Raw genomic sequence first — 17,078 nt, 5'->3', positions numbered from 1 at the left:
ACAGATGTCACCCCCAGCGGTACTGGAAGGGTAACCGCCCAGGGGTGTCGTCCGGAAGCTTCAAGTACCTTTCTGTAACAGTCGGTTACTCAGTGTGACGAATCCGGAATTGAGGCTCACGGTTCTGCGGTCACAGGTCGAGCCGATAGCAGTGCGCCGTCCGTCCGGTGTCCGGGCCGGCGAACTCCTCCGCGAGCCGCATCCCCAGCCGCCGTGTCACCGCGATGGACCGTGCGTTGCCGGCGTCGACCATGGCGACCACGTCAGGCACCCCGGCCGCCCGCACCCGCTCCAGCGTCAGCTGTGCGGCGGCGGTGACGTACCCCTGTCCCCAGTGCTCCCGCCCGAGCCGCCAGCCGATCTCTATCTCGCCGGTGGGACCCCACGGGCGCTCCCATGGCTGGGCGCCGGTGAAGCCGAGGACCCGCTCCCGCTCGTCGAGCAGCGTCCACAGACAGAAGCCCCGCTCGGCGTCGTGCCGGCGCTGGCGGGCGGTGAGCTCCTCGTAGACGGACAGTTCGGCGGCCCTGCCGCCGTGGAACTCCATGACGTCCGGGTGGGCGAAGACCCGGTGCCAGGCGATCGCGTCCTCGTCGGTGGGCACCCGCAGCCTTACTACGGGGAGAGCTCGGTTCACAGGGCAGCCCTTCAGCCGGGTGATCAATTCTGCTGCATAGACTGCCCATGTCCAGTGCCGGTCGGCACGCAGATTTCGAACCCTGGGGAGATCCAGCCGTGACCGTCGTGACCGAGCCCCACTCCTCCCCTCTCTCCGAGAACACCGCCGATGTGATCGTCGTGGGCGCGGGGCCGGCCGGCTCCACGACGGCGTACCACCTCGCCAAGTCCGGCCTCGACGTACTCCTGCTGGAGAAGACCGAGTTCCCGAGGGAGAAGGTCTGCGGCGACGGCCTCACCCCGCGCGCCACCAAACAGCTCGTGGCCATGGGCATCGACATCTCCGAGGAGGCCGGCTGGCTGCGCAACAAGGGGCTGCGCATCATCGGCGGCGGCGTCCGCCTCCAGCTGGACTGGCCGGATCTCGCCTCCTTCCCCGACTACGGCCTCGTCCGCAAGCGCGACGACTTCGACGAGCAACTCGCCCGCCAGGCCCAGAAGGCCGGCGCCCGGCTCTACGAGCGCTGCAACGTCGGCGCCCCGATCATCGACGACCGCACCGGCCGGATCACCGGCGTCAACGCCAAGCTCGGCGAGGACAAGCGCGAGGTCACCTTCCACGCGCCCCTGGTGGTCGCCGCCGACGGCAACTCGACGCGGCTGTCGCTGGCGATGGGCCTGCACCGCCGCGAGGACCGCCCGATGGGCGTGGCCGTACGGACGTACTTCACCTCGCCCCGCCATGACGACGACTACCTGGAGTCCTGGCTGGAGCTGTGGGACCGCCGAGGGGCCGAGGACCGCCTGCTGCCCGGCTACGGCTGGATCTTCGGCATGGGCGACGGCACCTCGAACGTCGGCCTGGGCGTCCTCAACACCTCGGACTCCTTCAAGGAGCTGGACTGGCGCGAGGTCCTGAAGGCCTGGTGCGCCTCCATGCCGGAGGACTGGGGCTACACCCCGGACAACATGACCGGCCCGATCCGCGGCGCCGCCCTGCCCATGGCCTTCAACCGCCAGCCCCACTACACCAAGGGCCTGCTGCTGGTCGGCGACGCCGGCGGCCTGGTGAACCCCTTCAACGGCGAAGGCATCGCCTACGCCATGGAGTCCGGCCAGATCGCCGCCGACGTCATCGTCCAGGCCCACGCCCGCCCGACGCCCGCGAGCCGCGAACTCGCCCTCCAGCGCTACCCGCGCGTCCTGAAGGACACCTACGGCGGCTACTACACACTGGGCCGCGCCTTCGTGAAGCTCATCGGCAACCCGAAGGTCATGAAGATCGCGACCCAGCGCGGTCTGACCCACCCGATGCTGATGAAGTTCACGCTGAAGCTGCTCGCGAACCTCACGGACCCGACCGGCGGCGACGCGATGGACCGCATCATCAACGGCCTCAGCAAGGTGGCCCCCAAGGCCTGAACTAGCGGTTCAGCGCCTCGATGTTGGCGGCCCGGCGTGCGAACACCTCGTCGCGCCGGTCCGCCACCTGCCGTAGCGCGTCCTTGCGTTCCCGCTTGGAGAGCCGGTCCAGATAGACCCGGCCGTCGCAGTGATCGGCCTCGTGCGCCAGGCACCGGGCGAAGTACCCGGTGCCCTCGATCACGATCGGCTCGCCGTCCTTGTCGAGGCCGTGCACCACGGCCCGGTCCGGACGCGGTACGTCCATCGTGGCGCCGGGGACCGACAGACAGCCCTCGGCGTCGTCCAGGAGCCTTCTGCCGGCGGCGTCGAGCGGCTCCAGCACGGGGTTCACGACATGCCCGACATGCCGGATCCCGTCGTCGTCCGGGCAGTCGTATACGAACAGCCTCAGGCCCACCCCGACTTGATTCGCCGCGAGTCCCGCCCCGTCGGCGATGTACATCGTCAGGAACATGTCGTCGATGAGCGCGGCGAGATCGGGCCCGAACTCGGTCACGTCCCGGCACGGCTTGTGCAGCGCCTCCTCGCCCACCTCGGTGATCCGCCGCACCGAGCCACGCCGGGCCTCGGGTGCGAGCGGCGGATACGACTCCACGGGCCTGCCTTGCACGAAAACGCTGGGCATCGTCGTTCTCCCTTTCCGTCGTTGTGTCGTCGCGGGTTGTGAGGATGCTGTGGCCGGGCGCGAAACAACCTTCCGGCCTGCGCGGACCCTCCCTACCCTCCGGGTCTCATGACAACAGAACATGCGCACAAGCCCCAGGAGCAGACAGGTCACACACCGTCCGGCCACACCCGCAGACGCTTCCTGGCCGGCGCCGGCTCGGTGGCCGGCGCCGTCGCCTTATGGCCCGCCGGCCCCGCCCGGGCCGCCACGGGCAAACGCGTCGCCGTCCTCGGCGGCGGAGTCTCCGGTCTGAGCGCCGCCCACGAACTCGCCGAACGCGGCTACGCCGTCACCGTCTACGAGTACTACGACGCCCTCGGCGGCAAGGCCCGCTCGATGCCCGTCCCCGGAACAGCGGCCGGCGGCCGCGCCGACCTCCCCGCCGAGCACGGCTTCCGCTTCTTCCCCGGCTTCTACCGGAACCTGCCCGGCACCATGCGCCGCATCCCCGTCCCCGGCAACGCGCACGGCGTCCACGACAACCTCGTCAGCGGCACCGAGGCCCTGTTCGCCCGCTCCGGCGGCCGCGCCGACCTGCACTTCCCGCTGCGCCGCGCCACCACCCCGCCGCGCCCCGGCGACCTCACCCTCGGCTGGATCCGCGACCAGCTCCTGTCGGTGCTTGAGCTCGGCACCCGCCTGCCCTCCCACGAGGTCGCCTACTTCGCCGACCGTCTCCTGGTCCACCTCACCAGTTGCGACGCCCGCCGCGAGGAGCACTGGGAGAAGGTCTCGTGGTGGGACTTCATCCGCGCCGAGGACATGAGCGAGGAGTACCGGACCGTCCTCGGCATCGGCCAGACCCGCAATCTGGTCGCCACGCGCGCGGAGGTCGCCTCCACCCGGACCGTCGGCCGCGTGATCATCGAGGCCCTGCTCCTGTGGGGGCTGCTCGGCCGAGGCATGGACGGCGACGCCGACATCGACCGTGTCCTCGACGCCCCCACCAGCGAGGCCTGGATCGACCCCTGGGAGACCCACCTGCGCTCCCTCGGCGTCGAGTTCGCCCTCGGCACCCAGGTCCGCGAAGTCGGCTACGCCGGCGGCCGCGTCACCGGCGTCCGCGTCTCGGACCGCGACGGCGGCCACGAACGTACCGTCACCGCCGACCACTACGTCTCCGCCCTCCCCGTCGAGCACGCGCGCGGCACCTGGGGCCCCGCCCTTCGCGCGGCCGACCCGCAGCTGGCCCGCTGCGACGCCCTCCAGGCCGACTGGATGACCGGCGTGATGTTCTACCTGCGCACCCCCACCCCGGTCGTGCACGGCCACATCAACTGCCTCGACTCACCCTGGTCGGTGACCGGCGTGGGCCAGGCCCAGTTCTGGGCCGGACGGGACTTCTCCGGCGACTACGGCGACGGACGCGCCCGGGACTGTCTCTCCGCCATCGTCTCGGAGTGGGACAAGCCGGGCATCCTGTACGGCAAGACGGCCAAGGAGTGCACCAAGGAAGAGGTCGTCGCGGAGCTCTGGGCCCAGCTGAAGGACGGCCTCAACGACGCCGGCAAGACGGTGCTCCGGGACGAGGACCGCCTGGGCTGGTTCATGGACCCGGCGGTGACGGGTCTGGGCGGCCCCGACCCGCAGAACCGCGAACAGCTCCTCATTCACCCCACGGGCACGCTCTACAACCGCCCCACGGCCCGCACGAAGGTCCCGAACTTCTTCCTCGCGGGCGACTACGTCCGTACCGACGTCGACCTCGCGACGATGGAGGGCGCCAACGAGTCGGCCCGCCTCGCGGTCAACGCGCTCCTGGACGCGGACAATTCGGATACCGAGCGCTGTGAGATCTGGGAGCTGTACCGGCCCCCGGAGCTGGAGCCCCTCAAGCGGATCGACGAGGTGCGCTACAAGCTGGGCCTGCCCAACACCTTCGACCTCGGATAGCCATCGCGAGGGCGCCACGAACAGGACGGAGGGGCCGCTGCCCCCGAGCGGCTGCGGCCCCTTCCGTACGCCAGTGCTGTACGGCTCGCGTCAGAGCACGCGCACCGCACCCGACGCCGGGTAGCCGGACAGGTCCTGGATGACGACGCCCTTGGAGGGGTTGGCCGCGTCCAGGTACTGGCCGTTACCGATGTAGACGCCCACATGGTAAGCGGAACCCTTGCCGCCCCAGTAGAGGATGTCGCCGACCTGGACCTGCGAGAGCGGAATGTCGGTGCCGGACATCGACTGGTCCTGCGAGACGCGCGGCAGGTCGACACCGACCTGCTTGTACGCGGCCTGGACCAGGCTGGAGCAGTCCCACGCGTTGGGGCCGGTCGCGCCCATGACGTACGCGTCGCCCAGCTGCGCCTTGAGGAAGGCGATGACGGTGCCGACGCTGCCGCTGGCGGGAGCGGACACGTCCGTGCTGGTGCCCGCGGAGGCGGACAGGGTGGTCCGCTCGGAGCTGCGGGAGGCGGCCTCCTCGGCGGCGGCCCTGCGGGCCTCCTCGGCCTTCTTCTTCGCCTCGGCCTTCTTCTTGGCCTCCGCGAGGTCCTTCTTGGCCTCCTTGGCGGCCGCGGCGGCGGCCGCGTCACGCTCGGCGTCGAGCTCGTAGTTCGCCGCTGCCAGCTGCGTGGCGTCGGCGGACTGGGCGAGCTGGTCCGCCAGGTCACCCGTGAGGGTGGGCAGTTCGATGGTCTGCGTCACCGGCTCGGCGGCGTTCGCCGTGGCCGCTGCGCCAGCCGCTGCCATGCTGAGGACGCCACCGGCAACTCCGGCGCGCATCGCGATGGTCGACGTTGCGGTGCGGCGGGGCTTCCGGTGGCTGCGTATGTGAGCGGTGTGGGACATGAGAACAACGGGTATCAGGGGCTCCTCCATACCTTCAAGAAACGTGGGCTGCGCCACAGTTGTTCAATCGGCGGCCCGAAATTCGCCCGCGTCACCCTTTATTGACGCCGTAACGGACATTGCGGGCGCTCGTTTCCTGCCCGTGATCACGGGCTTTCATCATTAAGTCCGAATTGCTCTTCGCCTACCACCTGTTGGGACCGGTGGCCAAGCCCGGTTCTCAGAGGTCTCTCATCGATGTGGCGGAGGTCACGCAACGGTTACGAGTCCGTGCGCGTCCGGTGCGTGAATCGCGACCACCGTCGCTCGTGAACGCGTGCACGCGTCCACATCCGCTCCCGGCTCTCCCTCTGATGTGTGAACGGGGTCCTCTACCAACTCATCCGGTCCAGCACCAATTTGCATGCAAGAGAACTCTCTTGATATGGAGACGCCCCCTCCGAGCTGCACCGACGAGCGAAAATGTCACCTCTGGTGATCACTCGGACGCTTCTCGTGCGAAGATCACCGCTCATCCGTGTTCATGATCCTTCGTCAGGTGGTGGAGATCACAAAGCTTGTGCAATACCCCGTGTCGCAGATCACAGAGCGGCGGGCATAAGATGCGAGGCAGTTGGGCTTGTGACCTGCTTCACATGTTCTCGATCTTCGCCGGGACGAGCGGGGCTCGTGGGACCGGTGGGGCGGCTGTGAGCCCAGTGCAACCGCCAGCAGTCAGTGCCGACTGAGAGGAGCGAGGAGCGGTGAACGCCTATGCGCCCATCCTCGTACTGGGAGCCCTCGGGGCAGGCTTTGCGATCTTCTCCGTGGTCATGGCCACGCTGATCGGTCCGAAGCGGTACAACCGGGCCAAGCTCGAGGCTTATGAGTGCGGTATCGAGCCGACCCCCACGCCGGCCGGTGGCGGGCGCTTCCCGATCAAGTACTACCTGACGGCGATGCTCTTCATCATCTTCGATATCGAGATCGTCTTCCTCTACCCCTGGGCCGTCACCTTCGACTCCCTGGGGATTTTCGGGCTCGTGGAGATGCTGCTCTTCGTGCTCACCGTCTTCGTCGCGTACGCGTACGTATGGCGGCGCGGCGGCCTGGAATGGGACTGAGGGGCCTTTAAAGACATGGGACTCGAAGAAAAGCTGCCGAGCGGATTCCTGCTGACCACCGTCGAGCAGGCCGCGGGCTGGGTGCGCAAGTCGTCCGTCTTCCCGGCCACCTTCGGCCTCGCCTGCTGTGCCATCGAGATGATGACCACCGGCGCCGGCCGCTACGACCTGGCGCGCTTCGGCATGGAGGTCTTCCGCGGATCCCCGCGCCAGGCCGACCTGATGATCGTCGCCGGCCGGGTCAGCCAGAAGATGGCGCCGGTGCTCAGGCAGGTCTACGACCAGATGCCGAACCCCAAGTGGGTGATCTCCATGGGGGTCTGCGCCTCCTCGGGCGGCATGTTCAACAACTACGCGATCGTGCAGGGCGTCGACCACATCGTCCCGGTCGACATCTATCTGCCGGGCTGCCCGCCACGGCCCGAGATGCTGATGGACGCCATCCTCAAGCTCCACCAGAAGATCCAGTCCTCCAAGCTCGGCGTGAACGCCGAAGAAGCGGCCCGTGAGGCGGAGGAAGCGGCGCTCAAGGCCCTGCCCACGATCGAGATGAAGGGGCTGCTGCGGTGAGCGACGCGAACGGCACCAACGGGGCGAACGGGTCCAACGGGGTCAACCCCGAGAAGGACCTCTCCGCCTCCAACCTCCCGGGCCAGCGCGGCCAGGGCGGCGAGGAGATCCGCGTCCAGCGCGGTATGTTCGGCGCCAACAACGGCGGCGACACCTCCGGCTACGGCGGCCTCGTCCGCTCGGTCCGGCTCCCGGGCCCGGCGAGCCGCCCCTACGGCGGCTGGTTCGACGAGGTCGCCGACGAACTCGAGGGCGCGCTGGAGGAACAGGGCCTCCTGCCCGGCAACGCCATCGAGAAGACGGTCGTCGACCGGGACGAGATCACCTTCCACATCGAACGCGAGCACCTGCTCCGCGTCGCCCGCACCCTGCGCGACGACCCGGCCCTGCGCTTCGAACTGTGCACCGGGGTCAGCGGCGTCCACTACCCGAGCGACAAGGGCCGGGAACTGCACGCCGTCTACCACCTGCGCTCGATCACCCACAACCGGCTGATCCGCCTCGAAGTCAGCGCCCCCGACAGCGACCCGCACGTCCCGTCGCTGGTCTCCGTCTATCCGACCAACGACTGGCACGAGCGCGAGACCTACGACTTCTTCGGCATCGTCTTCGACGGTCACCCCGCCCTGACGCGGATCATGATGCCGGACGACTGGCAGGGCCACCCGCAGCGCAAGGACTACCCCCTCGGCGGCATCCCCGTCGAGTACAAGGGCGCCCAGATCCCGGCTCCGGACCAGCGGAGGTCGTACTCGTGAGCACGCAGTCAGCATCCGCCCGTGAGACCACCGAGGGCACCGTATACACGGTCACCGGTGGCGACTGGGACGAGGTCGTCGAGGCCGCGGCCCGTGCCGACGACGAGCGCATCGTCCTCAACATGGGCCCGCAGCACCCCTCCACCCACGGAGTGCTCCGCCTGATCCTGGAGATCGACGGCGAGACCGTCACCGAGGCCCGCTGCGGCATCGGCTACCTCCACACCGGCATCGAGAAGAACCTCGAGTACCGGACCTGGACGCAGGGCACCACGTTCGTGACGCGCATGGATTACCTGACGTCCTTCTTCAACGAGACCGCCTACTGTCTCGCCGTCGAGAAGCTCCTCGGCATCGAGGACCAGATCACCGAGCGCGCCAAGATCATCCGGGTGCTCCTGATGGAGCTGAACCGGCTCTCCTCCCACCTGGTGTGCATCGCCACCGGCGGCATGGAGCTCGGCGCCACCACGATCATGATCTACGGATTCCGTGATCGTGAAATGATTCTCGACATCTACGAGCTGGTCACCGGCCTGCGCATGAACCACGCGTACATCCGGCCCGGCGGACTCGCCCAGGACCTGCCGCCCGGCGCGGTGGACCAGATCCGCGAGTTCGTGAAGAAGATGAAGAAGAACCTCCCGGAGTACGACAAGCTCGCCACCGGGAACCCCATCTTCAAGGCCCGCATGCAGGACGTCGGCTATCTCGACCTGGCCGGCTGCATGGCCCTCGGCGCGACAGGCCCGATCCTGCGCTCCACCGGTCTCCCGCACGACCTGCGCAAGACGCAGCCGTACTGCGACTACGAGACGTACGACTTCGAGGTCCCGACCGCCGACACCTGCGACTCCTACGGGCGCTTCCTGATCCGCCTGGAGGAGATGCGCCAGTCGCTCGGGATCGTCGAGCAGTGCCTGGACCGGCTCCAGCCGGGACCGGTCATGGTCGCCGACAAGAAGATCGCCTGGCCCGCCCAGCTCGCCCTGGGCCCCGACGGACTCGGCAACTCCCTCGACCACATCAAGAAGATCATGGGCACCTCCATGGAGGCCCTGATCCACCACTTCAAGCTGGTCACCGAGGGCTTCCGGGTCCCGGCGGGACAGGCGTACGCGGCCGTCGAGTCGCCCAAGGGCGAGCTCGGTGTGCACGCCGTGTCCGACGGCGGCACCCGCCCCTTCCGGGTCCACTTCCGCGACCCGTCCTTCACCAACCTTCAGGCCATGGCAGCGATGTGCGAGGGCGGCCAGGTCGCCGACGTCATCGTCGCCGTCGCGTCCATCGACCCCGTGATGGGAGGCGTCGACCGGTGACCACCTCTTCTTCCGAGCGGGGCGTCAGCCTGGGCATGCCCGCACTGCCCGCGCCCGCGTACCCGGACGACGTTCGGGAACGACTTGAGCGTGACGCGCGCGAGATCATCGCCCGCTACCCGGACTCCCGTTCCGCCCTCCTGCCGTTGCTGCACCTCGTGCAGGCGGAGGAGGGCCATGTCACGCGCACCGGGATGCAGTTCTGCGCGGACGTACTGGAACTGACCACGGCCGAGGTCACCGCGGTCGCCACCTTCTACACCATGTACCGGCGCAAGCCGAGCGGTGACTACCAGGTCGGCGTCTGCACCAACACGCTGTGCGCGGTCATGGGCGGCGACGCGATCTTCGAGGAGCTCCAGGAGCACCTGGGCATCGGCAACGGCGAGACCACCGGTGACGGCAAGGTCACCCTGGAGCACATCGAGTGCAACGCCGCCTGCGACTTCGCGCCGGTCGTGATGGTCAACTGGGAGTTCTTCGACAACCAGACCCCCGCGAGCGCCAAGCGCCTCGTCGACGACCTGCGCTCGGGGCGGGACGTCGAGCCGACGCGCGGGGCGCGGCTGTGCACCTTCAAGGAGACCGCGCGGATCCTGGCCGGCTTCCCCGACGAGCGGCCCGGGGCCGTCGAGGAGAGCGGCAGTGCGGGACCGGCCTCGCTGGTGGGCCTCCGCCTGGCCAAGGGAGAGACCGCACCCGCGCGCGTGGTCCATCCGCGCGACGGCGGCCCGCACGACGAGCCGCAGGACAGGGCGGTGCACGAGCCCTCGCCGGCCGAGCACCTCAGTTCGCACGACGCGCCGCATGAGACGTCGGCATCCGACCCCGCCCACCCGGCAGGGCCTGTCGCCGAGGAGGGGGAGTGATGACGTTGGCACCAGAGCTGAAGGAAAACAGCCCCGAGAAGCTGCTCGCACCCGTGCTGTCGGCCTTCTGGGACGAGGACAGGTCCTGGACGCTGGACGTCTACCGAAGGCACGAAGGGTACGAGGGGCTCCGCAAGGCGCTCGCCATGTCGCCGGACGACCTGATCGCGTACGTCAAGGACTCCGGTCTGCGCGGGCGCGGCGGCGCGGGATTCCCGACGGGAATGAAATGGCAGTTCATTCCGCAGGGTGATGGAAAACCGCACTATCTAGTTGTCAACGCCGACGAATCGGAGCCCGGGACGTGCAAGGACATCCCGCTCCTCTTCGCGAACCCGCACAGCCTCATCGAGGGCATCGTCATCGCGTGTTACGCCATCAGGTCTTCGCATGCCTTCATCTATCTGCGTGGTGAAGTCGTCCCCGTGTTGCGGCGGTTGCACGAGGCCGTGCGCGAGGCCTACGCGGCGGGCTTCCTCGGCGAGAACATCCTGGGCAGCGGCCTCGATCTCGAGCTCACCGTGCACGCCGGCGCCGGCGCGTACATCTGCGGTGAGGAGACCGCGCTGCTCGACTCGCTCGAAGGCCGCCGTGGACAACCGCGGCTGCGTCCCCCCTTCCCCGCGGTGGCAGGTCTCTACGCCTGCCCGACTGTTGTGAACAACGTCGAGTCGATCGCGTCGGTTCCCGCGATCCTGCACCGGGGCAAAGAATGGTTCCGCTCGATGGGCAGCGAGAAGTCCCCGGGCTTCACGCTCTACTCGCTCAGCGGCCATGTTGCGAACCCCGGTCAGTACGAGGCCCCGCTCGGCATCACGCTGCGCCAGCTCCTCGAAATGAGCGGCGGGATGCGCCCCGGCCACCGCCTGAAGTTCTGGACGCCGGGCGGCTCCTCCACGCCGATGTTCACCGACGAACATCTCGACGTCCCCCTCGACTACGAGGGCGTGGGCGCCGCCGGTTCCATGCTCGGCACCAAGGCGCTGCAGTGCTTCGACGAGACGACCTGCGTCGTGCGGGCCGTCACCCGCTGGACCGAGTTCTACGCCCACGAGTCCTGCGGCAAGTGCACGCCCTGCCGTGAAGGCACGTACTGGCTCGTGCAGTTGCTGCGCGACATCGAGGCCGGCAAGGGCGTCATGAGCGACCTCGACAAGCTGAACGACATCGCCGACAACATCAACGGCAAGTCGTTCTGCGCCCTCGGCGACGGCGCCGCCTCGCCGATCTTCTCCTCGCTGAAGTACTTCCGCGAGGAGTACGAGCAGCACATCACGGGCCGTGGCTGCCCCTTCGACCCGGCCAAGTCGACGGTCTGGGCCGACTCCCGCACGGAGGTGAACGCATGACCGTGACCACCAACGCTCCCTCGGGCGGGGGAGAGGCGGCGGTCCCGCCGGAAGATCTCGTCTCGCTGACCATCGACGGCGTCGAGATCAGCGTGCCCAAGGGCACCCTGGTCATCCGCGCCGCCGAGCAGCTGGGCATCGAGATCCCCCGCTTCTGCGACCACCCCCTCCTCGACCCGGCCGGCGCCTGCCGCCAGTGCATCGTCGAGGTCGAGGGCCAGCGCAAGCCGATGGCGTCCTGCACGATCACGTGCACCGACGGCATGGTCGTCAAGACGCACCTCACCTCGCCGGTCGCGGAGAAGGCCCAGAAGGGTGTGATGGAGCTCCTGCTCATCAACCACCCGCTGGACTGCCCGGTCTGCGACAAGGGCGGCGAGTGCCCTCTGCAGAACCAGGCCATGTCGCACGGACACGCCGAGTCCCGCTTCGAGGGCCGCAAGCGGACGTTCGAGAAGCCCGTCCCGATCTCCACGCAGGTGCTGCTCGACCGCGAACGGTGCGTGCTGTGCGCCCGCTGCACCCGGTTCTCCAACCAGGTCGCAGGCGACCCGATGATCGAACTCCTGGAGCGGGGCGCGCTCCAGCAGGTCGGCACCGGTGAGGGCGACCCCTTCGAGTCGTACTTCTCCGGCAACACCATCCAGATCTGCCCGGTCGGCGCGCTCACCTCGGCGGCGTACCGGTTCCGCTCCCGCCCCTTCGACCTCGTGTCGTCCCCGAGCGTGTGCGAGCACTGCTCCGGCGGCTGCGCCACCCGCACCGACCACCGGCGCGGCAAGGTCATGCGCCGCCTCGCGGCCGACGACCCCGAGGTCAACGAGGAGTGGATCTGCGACAAGGGCCGGTTCGGCTTCCGCTACGCCCAGCAGCGCGACCGGCTCCAGACACCGCTGGTGCGCAACGCGGAGGGCGACCTGGAGCCGGCTTCCTGGCCGGAGGCACTGCAGATCGCCGCGCAGGGCCTGCTCGCCTCCCGCGGCCGCACCGGCGTGCTGACCGGCGGCCGGCTCACCGTCGAGGACGCCTACGCGTACAGCAAGTTCGCGCGCGTGGCGCTCGACACCAACGACATCGACTTCCGCGCGCGTGTGCACAGCGGCGAGGAGGCCGACTTCCTCGCCGCGCGGGTCGCCGGTCACGGCCGCGACCTCGACGGTACGGGTGCCACGTACACCTCCCTGGAGAAGGCACCGGCCGTCCTGCTGGCCGGGTTCGAGGCCGAGGAGGAGGCGCCCGGGATCTTCCTGCGGCTGCGCAAGGCCTGGCGCAAGCACGGCCAGAAGGTCTTCTCGCTCGCCACGCACGCGACACGCGGCCTGGAGAAGGCGGGCGGAACGCTGCTGCCGGCCGCTCCCGGCACCGAGACCGAGTGGCTGGACGCACTCGCGAGCGGCGTCGGCCTGGACGAGGCCGGCGCACAGGCCTCCGAGGCGCTGCGCACCGAGGGCTCGGTGATCGTCGTCGGCGAACGACTGGCGGCCGTCGCGGGCGGGCTCACCGCCGCAGTACGGGCCGCGACCGCGACCGGCGCCGAGCTGGTGTGGATCCCGCGCCGGGCGGGCGAGCGCGGTGCCGTCGAGGCCGGCGCGCTGCCGTCGCTGCTGCCGGGCGGACGTCCCGCGACCGACCCACGCGCGCGTGAGGAGGTCGCCGCCGTCTGGGGCCTGGCCGAACTCCCGCTGCGCTACGGCCGCGACACCGGCCAGATCGTCGAGGCCGCCGCGACCGGCGAACTCCAGGCCCTGCTGGTCGCGGGCGTCGAGGTCGCCGACCTGCCCGACCCGGCACGCGCGCGTGAGGCGCTCGGCGAGGTCGGCTTCGTGGTGTCGCTGGAACTGCGGCCCGGTGAGGTGACCGAACTCGCCGACGTGGTCCTGCCGGTCGCCGCGGTCGCCGAGAAGGCCGGCACCTTCCTCAACTGGGAGGGCAGGGTGCGCTTCTTCGAGGCCGCGCTCAAGCCCGACCAGATGACCCGCCGCCTGGCTCCGACCGACGCGCGCGTGCTGCAGATGCTGGCCGACGCCATGGACGTACACCTGGGCCTGCCCGATCTGCGCACCACGCGCGCGGAGATCGACCGGCTCGGACCCTGGGACGGACCGAGGGCCACCGAGCCCTTCCAGACCGCCGCCCCGTCGCCGCGGCCTGCCGCCGGCGAGGCCGTCCTCGCCGGGCATCGGCTGCTGCTCGACCAGGGCCGTCTCCAGGAGGGCGACGAGGCGCTGGCCGGGACCCGGCACGCCGCCCACGCGCGCGTGTCGGCCGCCACCGCCGCCGAGGCCGGGGTGAAGGACGGCGACGTCCTCGCCGTCACCGGCCCCTCCGGAGCGGTCGAACTGCCGCTGCGGATCACCGAGATGCCCGACCGGGTGGTGTGGCTGCCGCTGAATTCCGTGGGCGGCGGCGTCGCCTCCGACACCGGGGCGCTGCCCGGCTCACTCGTCCGCATCGGCCCGGCGACCCTCGCGTCCGAGGCCCCCGAGGAGGTGGAGGCATGAGCCCTTTCCTCGCCGCTGAAGACCTCTCGATGTTCGGCCGCGACCCCTGGTGGCTGGTCGTCATCAAGGCGGTGTTCTGCTTCGCCTTCCTGATGGTGACCGTGCTGTTCTCCATCGTCTGGGAGCGCAAGGTCGTCGCCTGGATGCAGCTGCGCATCGGGCCCAACCGGCACGGCCCCTGGGGCATGCTCCAGTCGCTCGCCGACGGCATCAAGCTGATGCTGAAGGAAGACGTCATCGTCAAACGCGCGGACAAGGTCGTCTACGTCCTCGCACCGATCGTCGCGGCCATCCCGGCCTTCATGGCGATCGCGGTGATCCCCTTCGGCCCGGCCGGCAACGAGATCTCGATCTTCGGTCAGCGCACCACGATGCAGCTCACCGACCTGCCGATCGCGATGCTCTACATCCTCGCGGTCGCCTCGGTCGGCATCTACGGCATCGTCCTCGCGGGTTGGAGTTCCGGATCCACCTACCCGCTGCTCGGTGGCCTGCGTTCCTGCGCGCAGATGATCTCCTACGAGATCGCGATGGGCGCCGCCTTCGCCTCGGTGTTCCTCTACTCCGGTTCGATGTCGACCTCGGCGATCGTCGAGGCACAGCAGGACCGCTGGTACATCGTGCTGCTGCCGGTGTCCTTCCTGATCTACATCGTGACCATGGTCGGTGAGACCAACCGCGCTCCCTTCGACATGCCGGAGTCCGAGGGCGACCTGGTGGGCGGCTTCAACACCGAGTACTCGTCGATCAAGTTCGCGATGTTCATGCTCGCCGAGTACGTGAACATGGTGACGGTCTCGGCGGTGTCGGTGACGCTCTTCCTGGGCGGCTGGCGCGCGCCGTATCCGGTCAGCACCTTCTGGGAGGGCGCCAACCACGGCTGGTGGCCGCTCCTGTGGTTCGTGATCAAGGTCCAGCTGCTGCTGTTCTTCTTCATCTGGCTGCGCGGCACGCTCCCACGCGTGCGCTACGACCAGCTGATGAAGCTCGGCTGGAAGGTCCTCATCCCGGTCTCCGTCGTCTGGCTGATGCTCGTCGCGACCGTACGGACCCTGCGCAACGAGAACTACGACTTCGCCGACATCGCCCTCTACGTCGGCGGCGGCGTCCTCGCGCTGCTCCTGCTCTCCTTCATCGCCGACATGTTCCGCGAGAAGGCGAAGGGCGCCGAGGGAGCCGCCGAGGAACCGGCCGCGTTCGACGCGATGGCGGGCGGATTCCCCGTACCGCCGCTGCCGGGGCAGGAGTTGCCGCCGGTGCCGCGCCGCCCCTCGCGCCGCGAGCGAGAGCTGATTGTCAGTGGTGGGCCCGATACTCAGAGTGACGGACCTCTGAGTGGTTCTACGGATGGAAAGGAGGCGTCCGATGGCTGAGGAACCCAAGGAGACCAAGCCCGGTTTCATGAACCCCGTCGCAGGCTTCGGCGTGACCTTCAAGGCCATGTTCAAGAAGCGGCTGACCGAGCAGTACCCGGAGCAGCAGAAGACCACCGCTCCCCGCTTCCACGGACGGCACCAGCTCAACCGCCATCCGGACGGCTTGGAGAAGTGCGTCGGCTGCGAGCTGTGCGCCTGGGCCTGCCCCGCCGACGCCATCTATGTAGAGGGCGCCGACAACACCGAAGAGGAGCGCTACTCGCCGGGCGAGCGGTACGGGCGCGTCTACCAGATCAACTACGCCCGCTGCATCCTGTGCGGTCTGTGCATCGAGGCGTGCCCCACGCGCGCGCTCACGATGACCAACGAGTTCGAGCTCGCGGACTCCAGCCGCGCCAACCTCATCTACACCAAGGAGCAGCTGCTCGCCGGTCTCGAGGACGGCATGGTCGACACGCCCCACGCGATCTACCCGGGGACCGACGAACAGGACTACTACCGGGGGCTGGTGACCGAGGCGGCTCCCGGTACGGAGCCCCAGGTCGCCGTCTCCAAGGGAGAGAAGCCCGAGGAACAGGAGGTGGAGGCATGACCGCGCAGCTCGCCGCCTACTCCACCTCCACCGGAGAGGCCGTCCAGTTCTGGATGCTCGGCACCGTGGCCGTCATCGGCGCCCTGTGCACCGTATTCATGAAGAAGGCGGTGCACAGCGCGCTGTGCCTGGCCGGGACCATGATCGTCCTGGCTGTCTTCTACCTCGCCAACGGTGCCTACTTCCTGGGCATCGTGCAGATCGTCGTCTACACCGGCGCGATCATGATGCTGTTCCTGTTCGTGGTGATGCTGGTCGGCGTGACGGCGGCGGACTCCCTGAAGGAGACCATCAAGGGTCAGCGCTGGCTGGCCCTTCTCTGCGGCCTCGGCTTCGGCATCCTGCTGATCGCGGGCATCGGGAACGCCTCCGTCACGGAGTTCAACGGTCTCGCCCAGGCGAACGCGAACGGCAATGTGGAGGGCCTCGCCGCCCTCATCTTCACCAAGTACGTCTTCGCCTTCGAGATCACCGGCGCCCTGCTGATCACGGCCGCCATCGGCGCAATGGTGCTCACGCACCGCGAGCGTACCGAGCGCGCCAAGACCCAGCGGGAGCTGTCCGAGGAGCGCATCCGCGAAGGCAAGCACGTGCCGCCGCTGCCGGCCCCTGGCGTGTACGCCCGGCACAACGCCGTGGACATCGCGGGCCTGCTGCCCGACGGCACCCCCTCCGACCTCACGGTCAGCAAGACGCTGCGCGAGCGCGGCCAGATCCGTGACGTCTCCACCGAGGCGCTCAACGATCTGCGGGCGCTGGAGCAGCGCGCGGAGGAGCGGCTGGAGCGGACCGCGATCGAGCCGTCGACCTTCAAGCGGCCGGAGGAGGCGTCGAAGTGAACCCGGTCAACTACATCTACCTCGCGGCCCTGTTGTTCACGATCGGCGCCACCGGCGTGCTGATCAGGCGCAACGCGATCGTCGTGTTCATGTGCATCGAGCTCATGCTCAACGCCTGCAACCTGACGCTCGTCGCCTTCTCCCGGATGCACGGCAATCTCGACGGCCAGATCATCGCCTTCTTCACGATGGTCGTGGCCGCTGCGGAGGTCGTCGTCGGGCTGGCGATCATCGTGTCGCTGTTCCGTTCCCGCCACTCGGCCTCGGTCGACGACGCCAGCCTGATGAAGCTCTGAGGGGTCGGA

Annotated in this window: 16 protein-coding genes; 13 read left to right on the top strand and 3 right to left on the bottom strand. The window is 68.9% G+C overall.

Annotated elements, in window-relative coordinates; all coding sequences use genetic code 11:
- Positions 1-130: 130 nt before the first annotated feature.
- Positions 131-664 (bottom strand): GNAT family N-acetyltransferase, encoded by a 534-nt coding sequence (locus ACFPQ9_RS17525; protein WP_380853694.1) that lies wholly within the window; start codon positions 662-664, stop codon positions 131-133.
- 71 nt (positions 665-735) lie between these two features.
- Here ACFPQ9_RS17525 and ACFPQ9_RS17520 point away from each other — a divergent pair, with 71 nt between their 5' ends.
- On the top strand, positions 736-2,040 hold the full coding sequence (locus tag ACFPQ9_RS17520) for a geranylgeranyl reductase family protein (RefSeq protein WP_380853692.1): 1,305 nt from the start codon (positions 736-738) through the stop codon (positions 2,038-2,040).
- A 1-nt stretch (position 2,041) separates the two neighbouring features.
- Here the strand turns inward: ACFPQ9_RS17520 and def are convergent, their stop codons facing one another.
- Positions 2,042-2,668, bottom strand: coding sequence for a peptide deformylase (gene def, locus ACFPQ9_RS17515; RefSeq protein ID WP_380853690.1), 627 nt, complete (start codon positions 2,666-2,668; stop codon positions 2,042-2,044).
- A gap of 108 nt (positions 2,669-2,776) precedes the next feature.
- Here def and ACFPQ9_RS17510 point away from each other — a divergent pair, with 108 nt between their 5' ends.
- Positions 2,777-4,603 carry an FAD-dependent oxidoreductase gene (locus ACFPQ9_RS17510; RefSeq protein ID WP_380853688.1) on the top strand — a complete coding sequence of 609 codons (1,827 nt, stop codon included), beginning with the start codon at positions 2,777-2,779 and terminating at the stop codon, positions 4,601-4,603.
- Between the two features lie 90 nt (positions 4,604-4,693).
- Here ACFPQ9_RS17510 and ACFPQ9_RS17505 read toward each other — a convergent pair whose 3' ends face one another.
- Positions 4,694-5,527: a C40 family peptidase gene (locus tag ACFPQ9_RS17505; RefSeq protein ID WP_380853686.1), complete on the bottom strand. Its 834-nt coding sequence runs from the start codon at positions 5,525-5,527 to the stop codon at positions 4,694-4,696.
- Between the two features lie 713 nt (positions 5,528-6,240).
- Between ACFPQ9_RS17505 and ACFPQ9_RS17500 the strand changes: the two genes are divergently transcribed.
- From ACFPQ9_RS17500 to nuoK, 11 genes are read left to right on the top strand one after another with little or no spacing between them, the layout of a single operon-like run.
- Positions 6,241-6,600 (top strand): NADH-quinone oxidoreductase subunit A, encoded by a 360-nt coding sequence (locus ACFPQ9_RS17500; RefSeq protein ID WP_030950624.1) that lies wholly within the window; start codon positions 6,241-6,243, stop codon positions 6,598-6,600.
- A gap of 15 nt (positions 6,601-6,615) precedes the next feature.
- Positions 6,616-7,170, top strand: coding sequence for a NuoB/complex I 20 kDa subunit family protein (locus ACFPQ9_RS17495; protein WP_018528252.1), 555 nt, complete (start codon positions 6,616-6,618; stop codon positions 7,168-7,170).
- Complete coding sequence (locus ACFPQ9_RS17490; protein ID WP_380853683.1) at positions 7,167-7,928, top strand: NADH-quinone oxidoreductase subunit C; 762 nt, start codon at positions 7,167-7,169, stop codon at positions 7,926-7,928. Before ACFPQ9_RS17495 ends, ACFPQ9_RS17490 begins: the two co-directional genes overlap by 4 nt.
- On the top strand, positions 7,925-9,247 hold the full coding sequence (locus tag ACFPQ9_RS17485) for an NADH-quinone oxidoreductase subunit D (RefSeq protein WP_380853681.1): 1,323 nt from the start codon (positions 7,925-7,927) through the stop codon (positions 9,245-9,247). The genes ACFPQ9_RS17490 and ACFPQ9_RS17485 overlap by 4 nt, the downstream gene beginning before the upstream one ends.
- On the top strand, positions 9,244-10,116 hold the full coding sequence (gene nuoE, locus ACFPQ9_RS17480) for an NADH-quinone oxidoreductase subunit NuoE (protein WP_380853679.1): 873 nt from the start codon (positions 9,244-9,246) through the stop codon (positions 10,114-10,116). The genes ACFPQ9_RS17485 and nuoE overlap by 4 nt, the downstream gene beginning before the upstream one ends.
- Entirely contained in the window at positions 10,116-11,465 is a 1,350-nt protein-coding gene (gene nuoF / locus ACFPQ9_RS17475) for an NADH-quinone oxidoreductase subunit NuoF (RefSeq protein WP_380853677.1), read from the top strand. The genes nuoE and nuoF overlap by 1 nt, the downstream gene beginning before the upstream one ends.
- A complete protein-coding gene (locus ACFPQ9_RS17470; RefSeq protein WP_380853675.1) occupies positions 11,462-13,966 on the top strand; it encodes an NADH-quinone oxidoreductase subunit G in 2,505 nt (834 codons plus the stop codon). Before nuoF ends, ACFPQ9_RS17470 begins: the two co-directional genes overlap by 4 nt.
- On the top strand, positions 13,963-15,339 hold the full coding sequence (gene nuoH, locus ACFPQ9_RS17465; RefSeq protein WP_380853673.1) for an NADH-quinone oxidoreductase subunit NuoH: 1,377 nt from the start codon (positions 13,963-13,965) through the stop codon (positions 15,337-15,339). The genes ACFPQ9_RS17470 and nuoH overlap by 4 nt, the downstream gene beginning before the upstream one ends.
- Positions 15,332-15,934, top strand: a complete 603-nt coding sequence (gene nuoI, locus ACFPQ9_RS17460; RefSeq protein WP_380853671.1) for an NADH-quinone oxidoreductase subunit NuoI — start codon at positions 15,332-15,334, stop codon at positions 15,932-15,934. Before nuoH ends, nuoI begins: the two co-directional genes overlap by 8 nt.
- Complete coding sequence (locus ACFPQ9_RS17455; protein WP_380853669.1) at positions 15,931-16,773, top strand: NADH-quinone oxidoreductase subunit J; 843 nt, start codon at positions 15,931-15,933, stop codon at positions 16,771-16,773. The genes nuoI and ACFPQ9_RS17455 overlap by 4 nt, the downstream gene beginning before the upstream one ends.
- Complete coding sequence (nuoK, locus tag ACFPQ9_RS17450) at positions 16,770-17,069, top strand: NADH-quinone oxidoreductase subunit NuoK (RefSeq protein ID WP_107904232.1); 300 nt, start codon at positions 16,770-16,772, stop codon at positions 17,067-17,069. Before ACFPQ9_RS17455 ends, nuoK begins: the two co-directional genes overlap by 4 nt.
- Positions 17,070-17,078: the final 9 nt, after the last annotated feature.

It is taken from the genome of Streptomyces coerulescens, assembly GCF_042657965.1.
Taxonomy (GTDB): domain Bacteria; phylum Actinomycetota; class Actinomycetes; order Streptomycetales; family Streptomycetaceae; genus Streptomyces; species Streptomyces coerulescens.
This window is presented reverse-complemented; position numbering and strand designations above follow the sequence as displayed.

Coding starts and splice junctions, on each gene's coding strand:
- def (WP_380853690.1), bottom strand. CDS start 2,668: ATGCCCAGCGTTTTCGTGCAAGGCAGGCCCGTGGAGTCGTATCCGCCG.
- ACFPQ9_RS17495 (WP_018528252.1), top strand. CDS start 6,616: ATGGGACTCGAAGAAAAGCTGCCGAGCGGATTCCTGCTGACCACCGTC.
- ACFPQ9_RS17505 (WP_380853686.1), bottom strand. CDS start 5,527: ATGGAGGAGCCCCTGATACCCGTTGTTCTCATGTCCCACACCGCTCAC.
- nuoH (WP_380853673.1), top strand. CDS start 13,963: ATGAGCCCTTTCCTCGCCGCTGAAGACCTCTCGATGTTCGGCCGCGAC.
- ACFPQ9_RS17510 (WP_380853688.1), top strand. CDS start 2,777: ATGACAACAGAACATGCGCACAAGCCCCAGGAGCAGACAGGTCACACA.
- nuoF (WP_380853677.1), top strand. CDS start 10,116: ATGACGTTGGCACCAGAGCTGAAGGAAAACAGCCCCGAGAAGCTGCTC.
- nuoI (WP_380853671.1), top strand. CDS start 15,332: ATGGCTGAGGAACCCAAGGAGACCAAGCCCGGTTTCATGAACCCCGTC.
- ACFPQ9_RS17455 (WP_380853669.1), top strand. CDS start 15,931: ATGACCGCGCAGCTCGCCGCCTACTCCACCTCCACCGGAGAGGCCGTC.
- ACFPQ9_RS17470 (WP_380853675.1), top strand. CDS start 11,462: ATGACCGTGACCACCAACGCTCCCTCGGGCGGGGGAGAGGCGGCGGTC.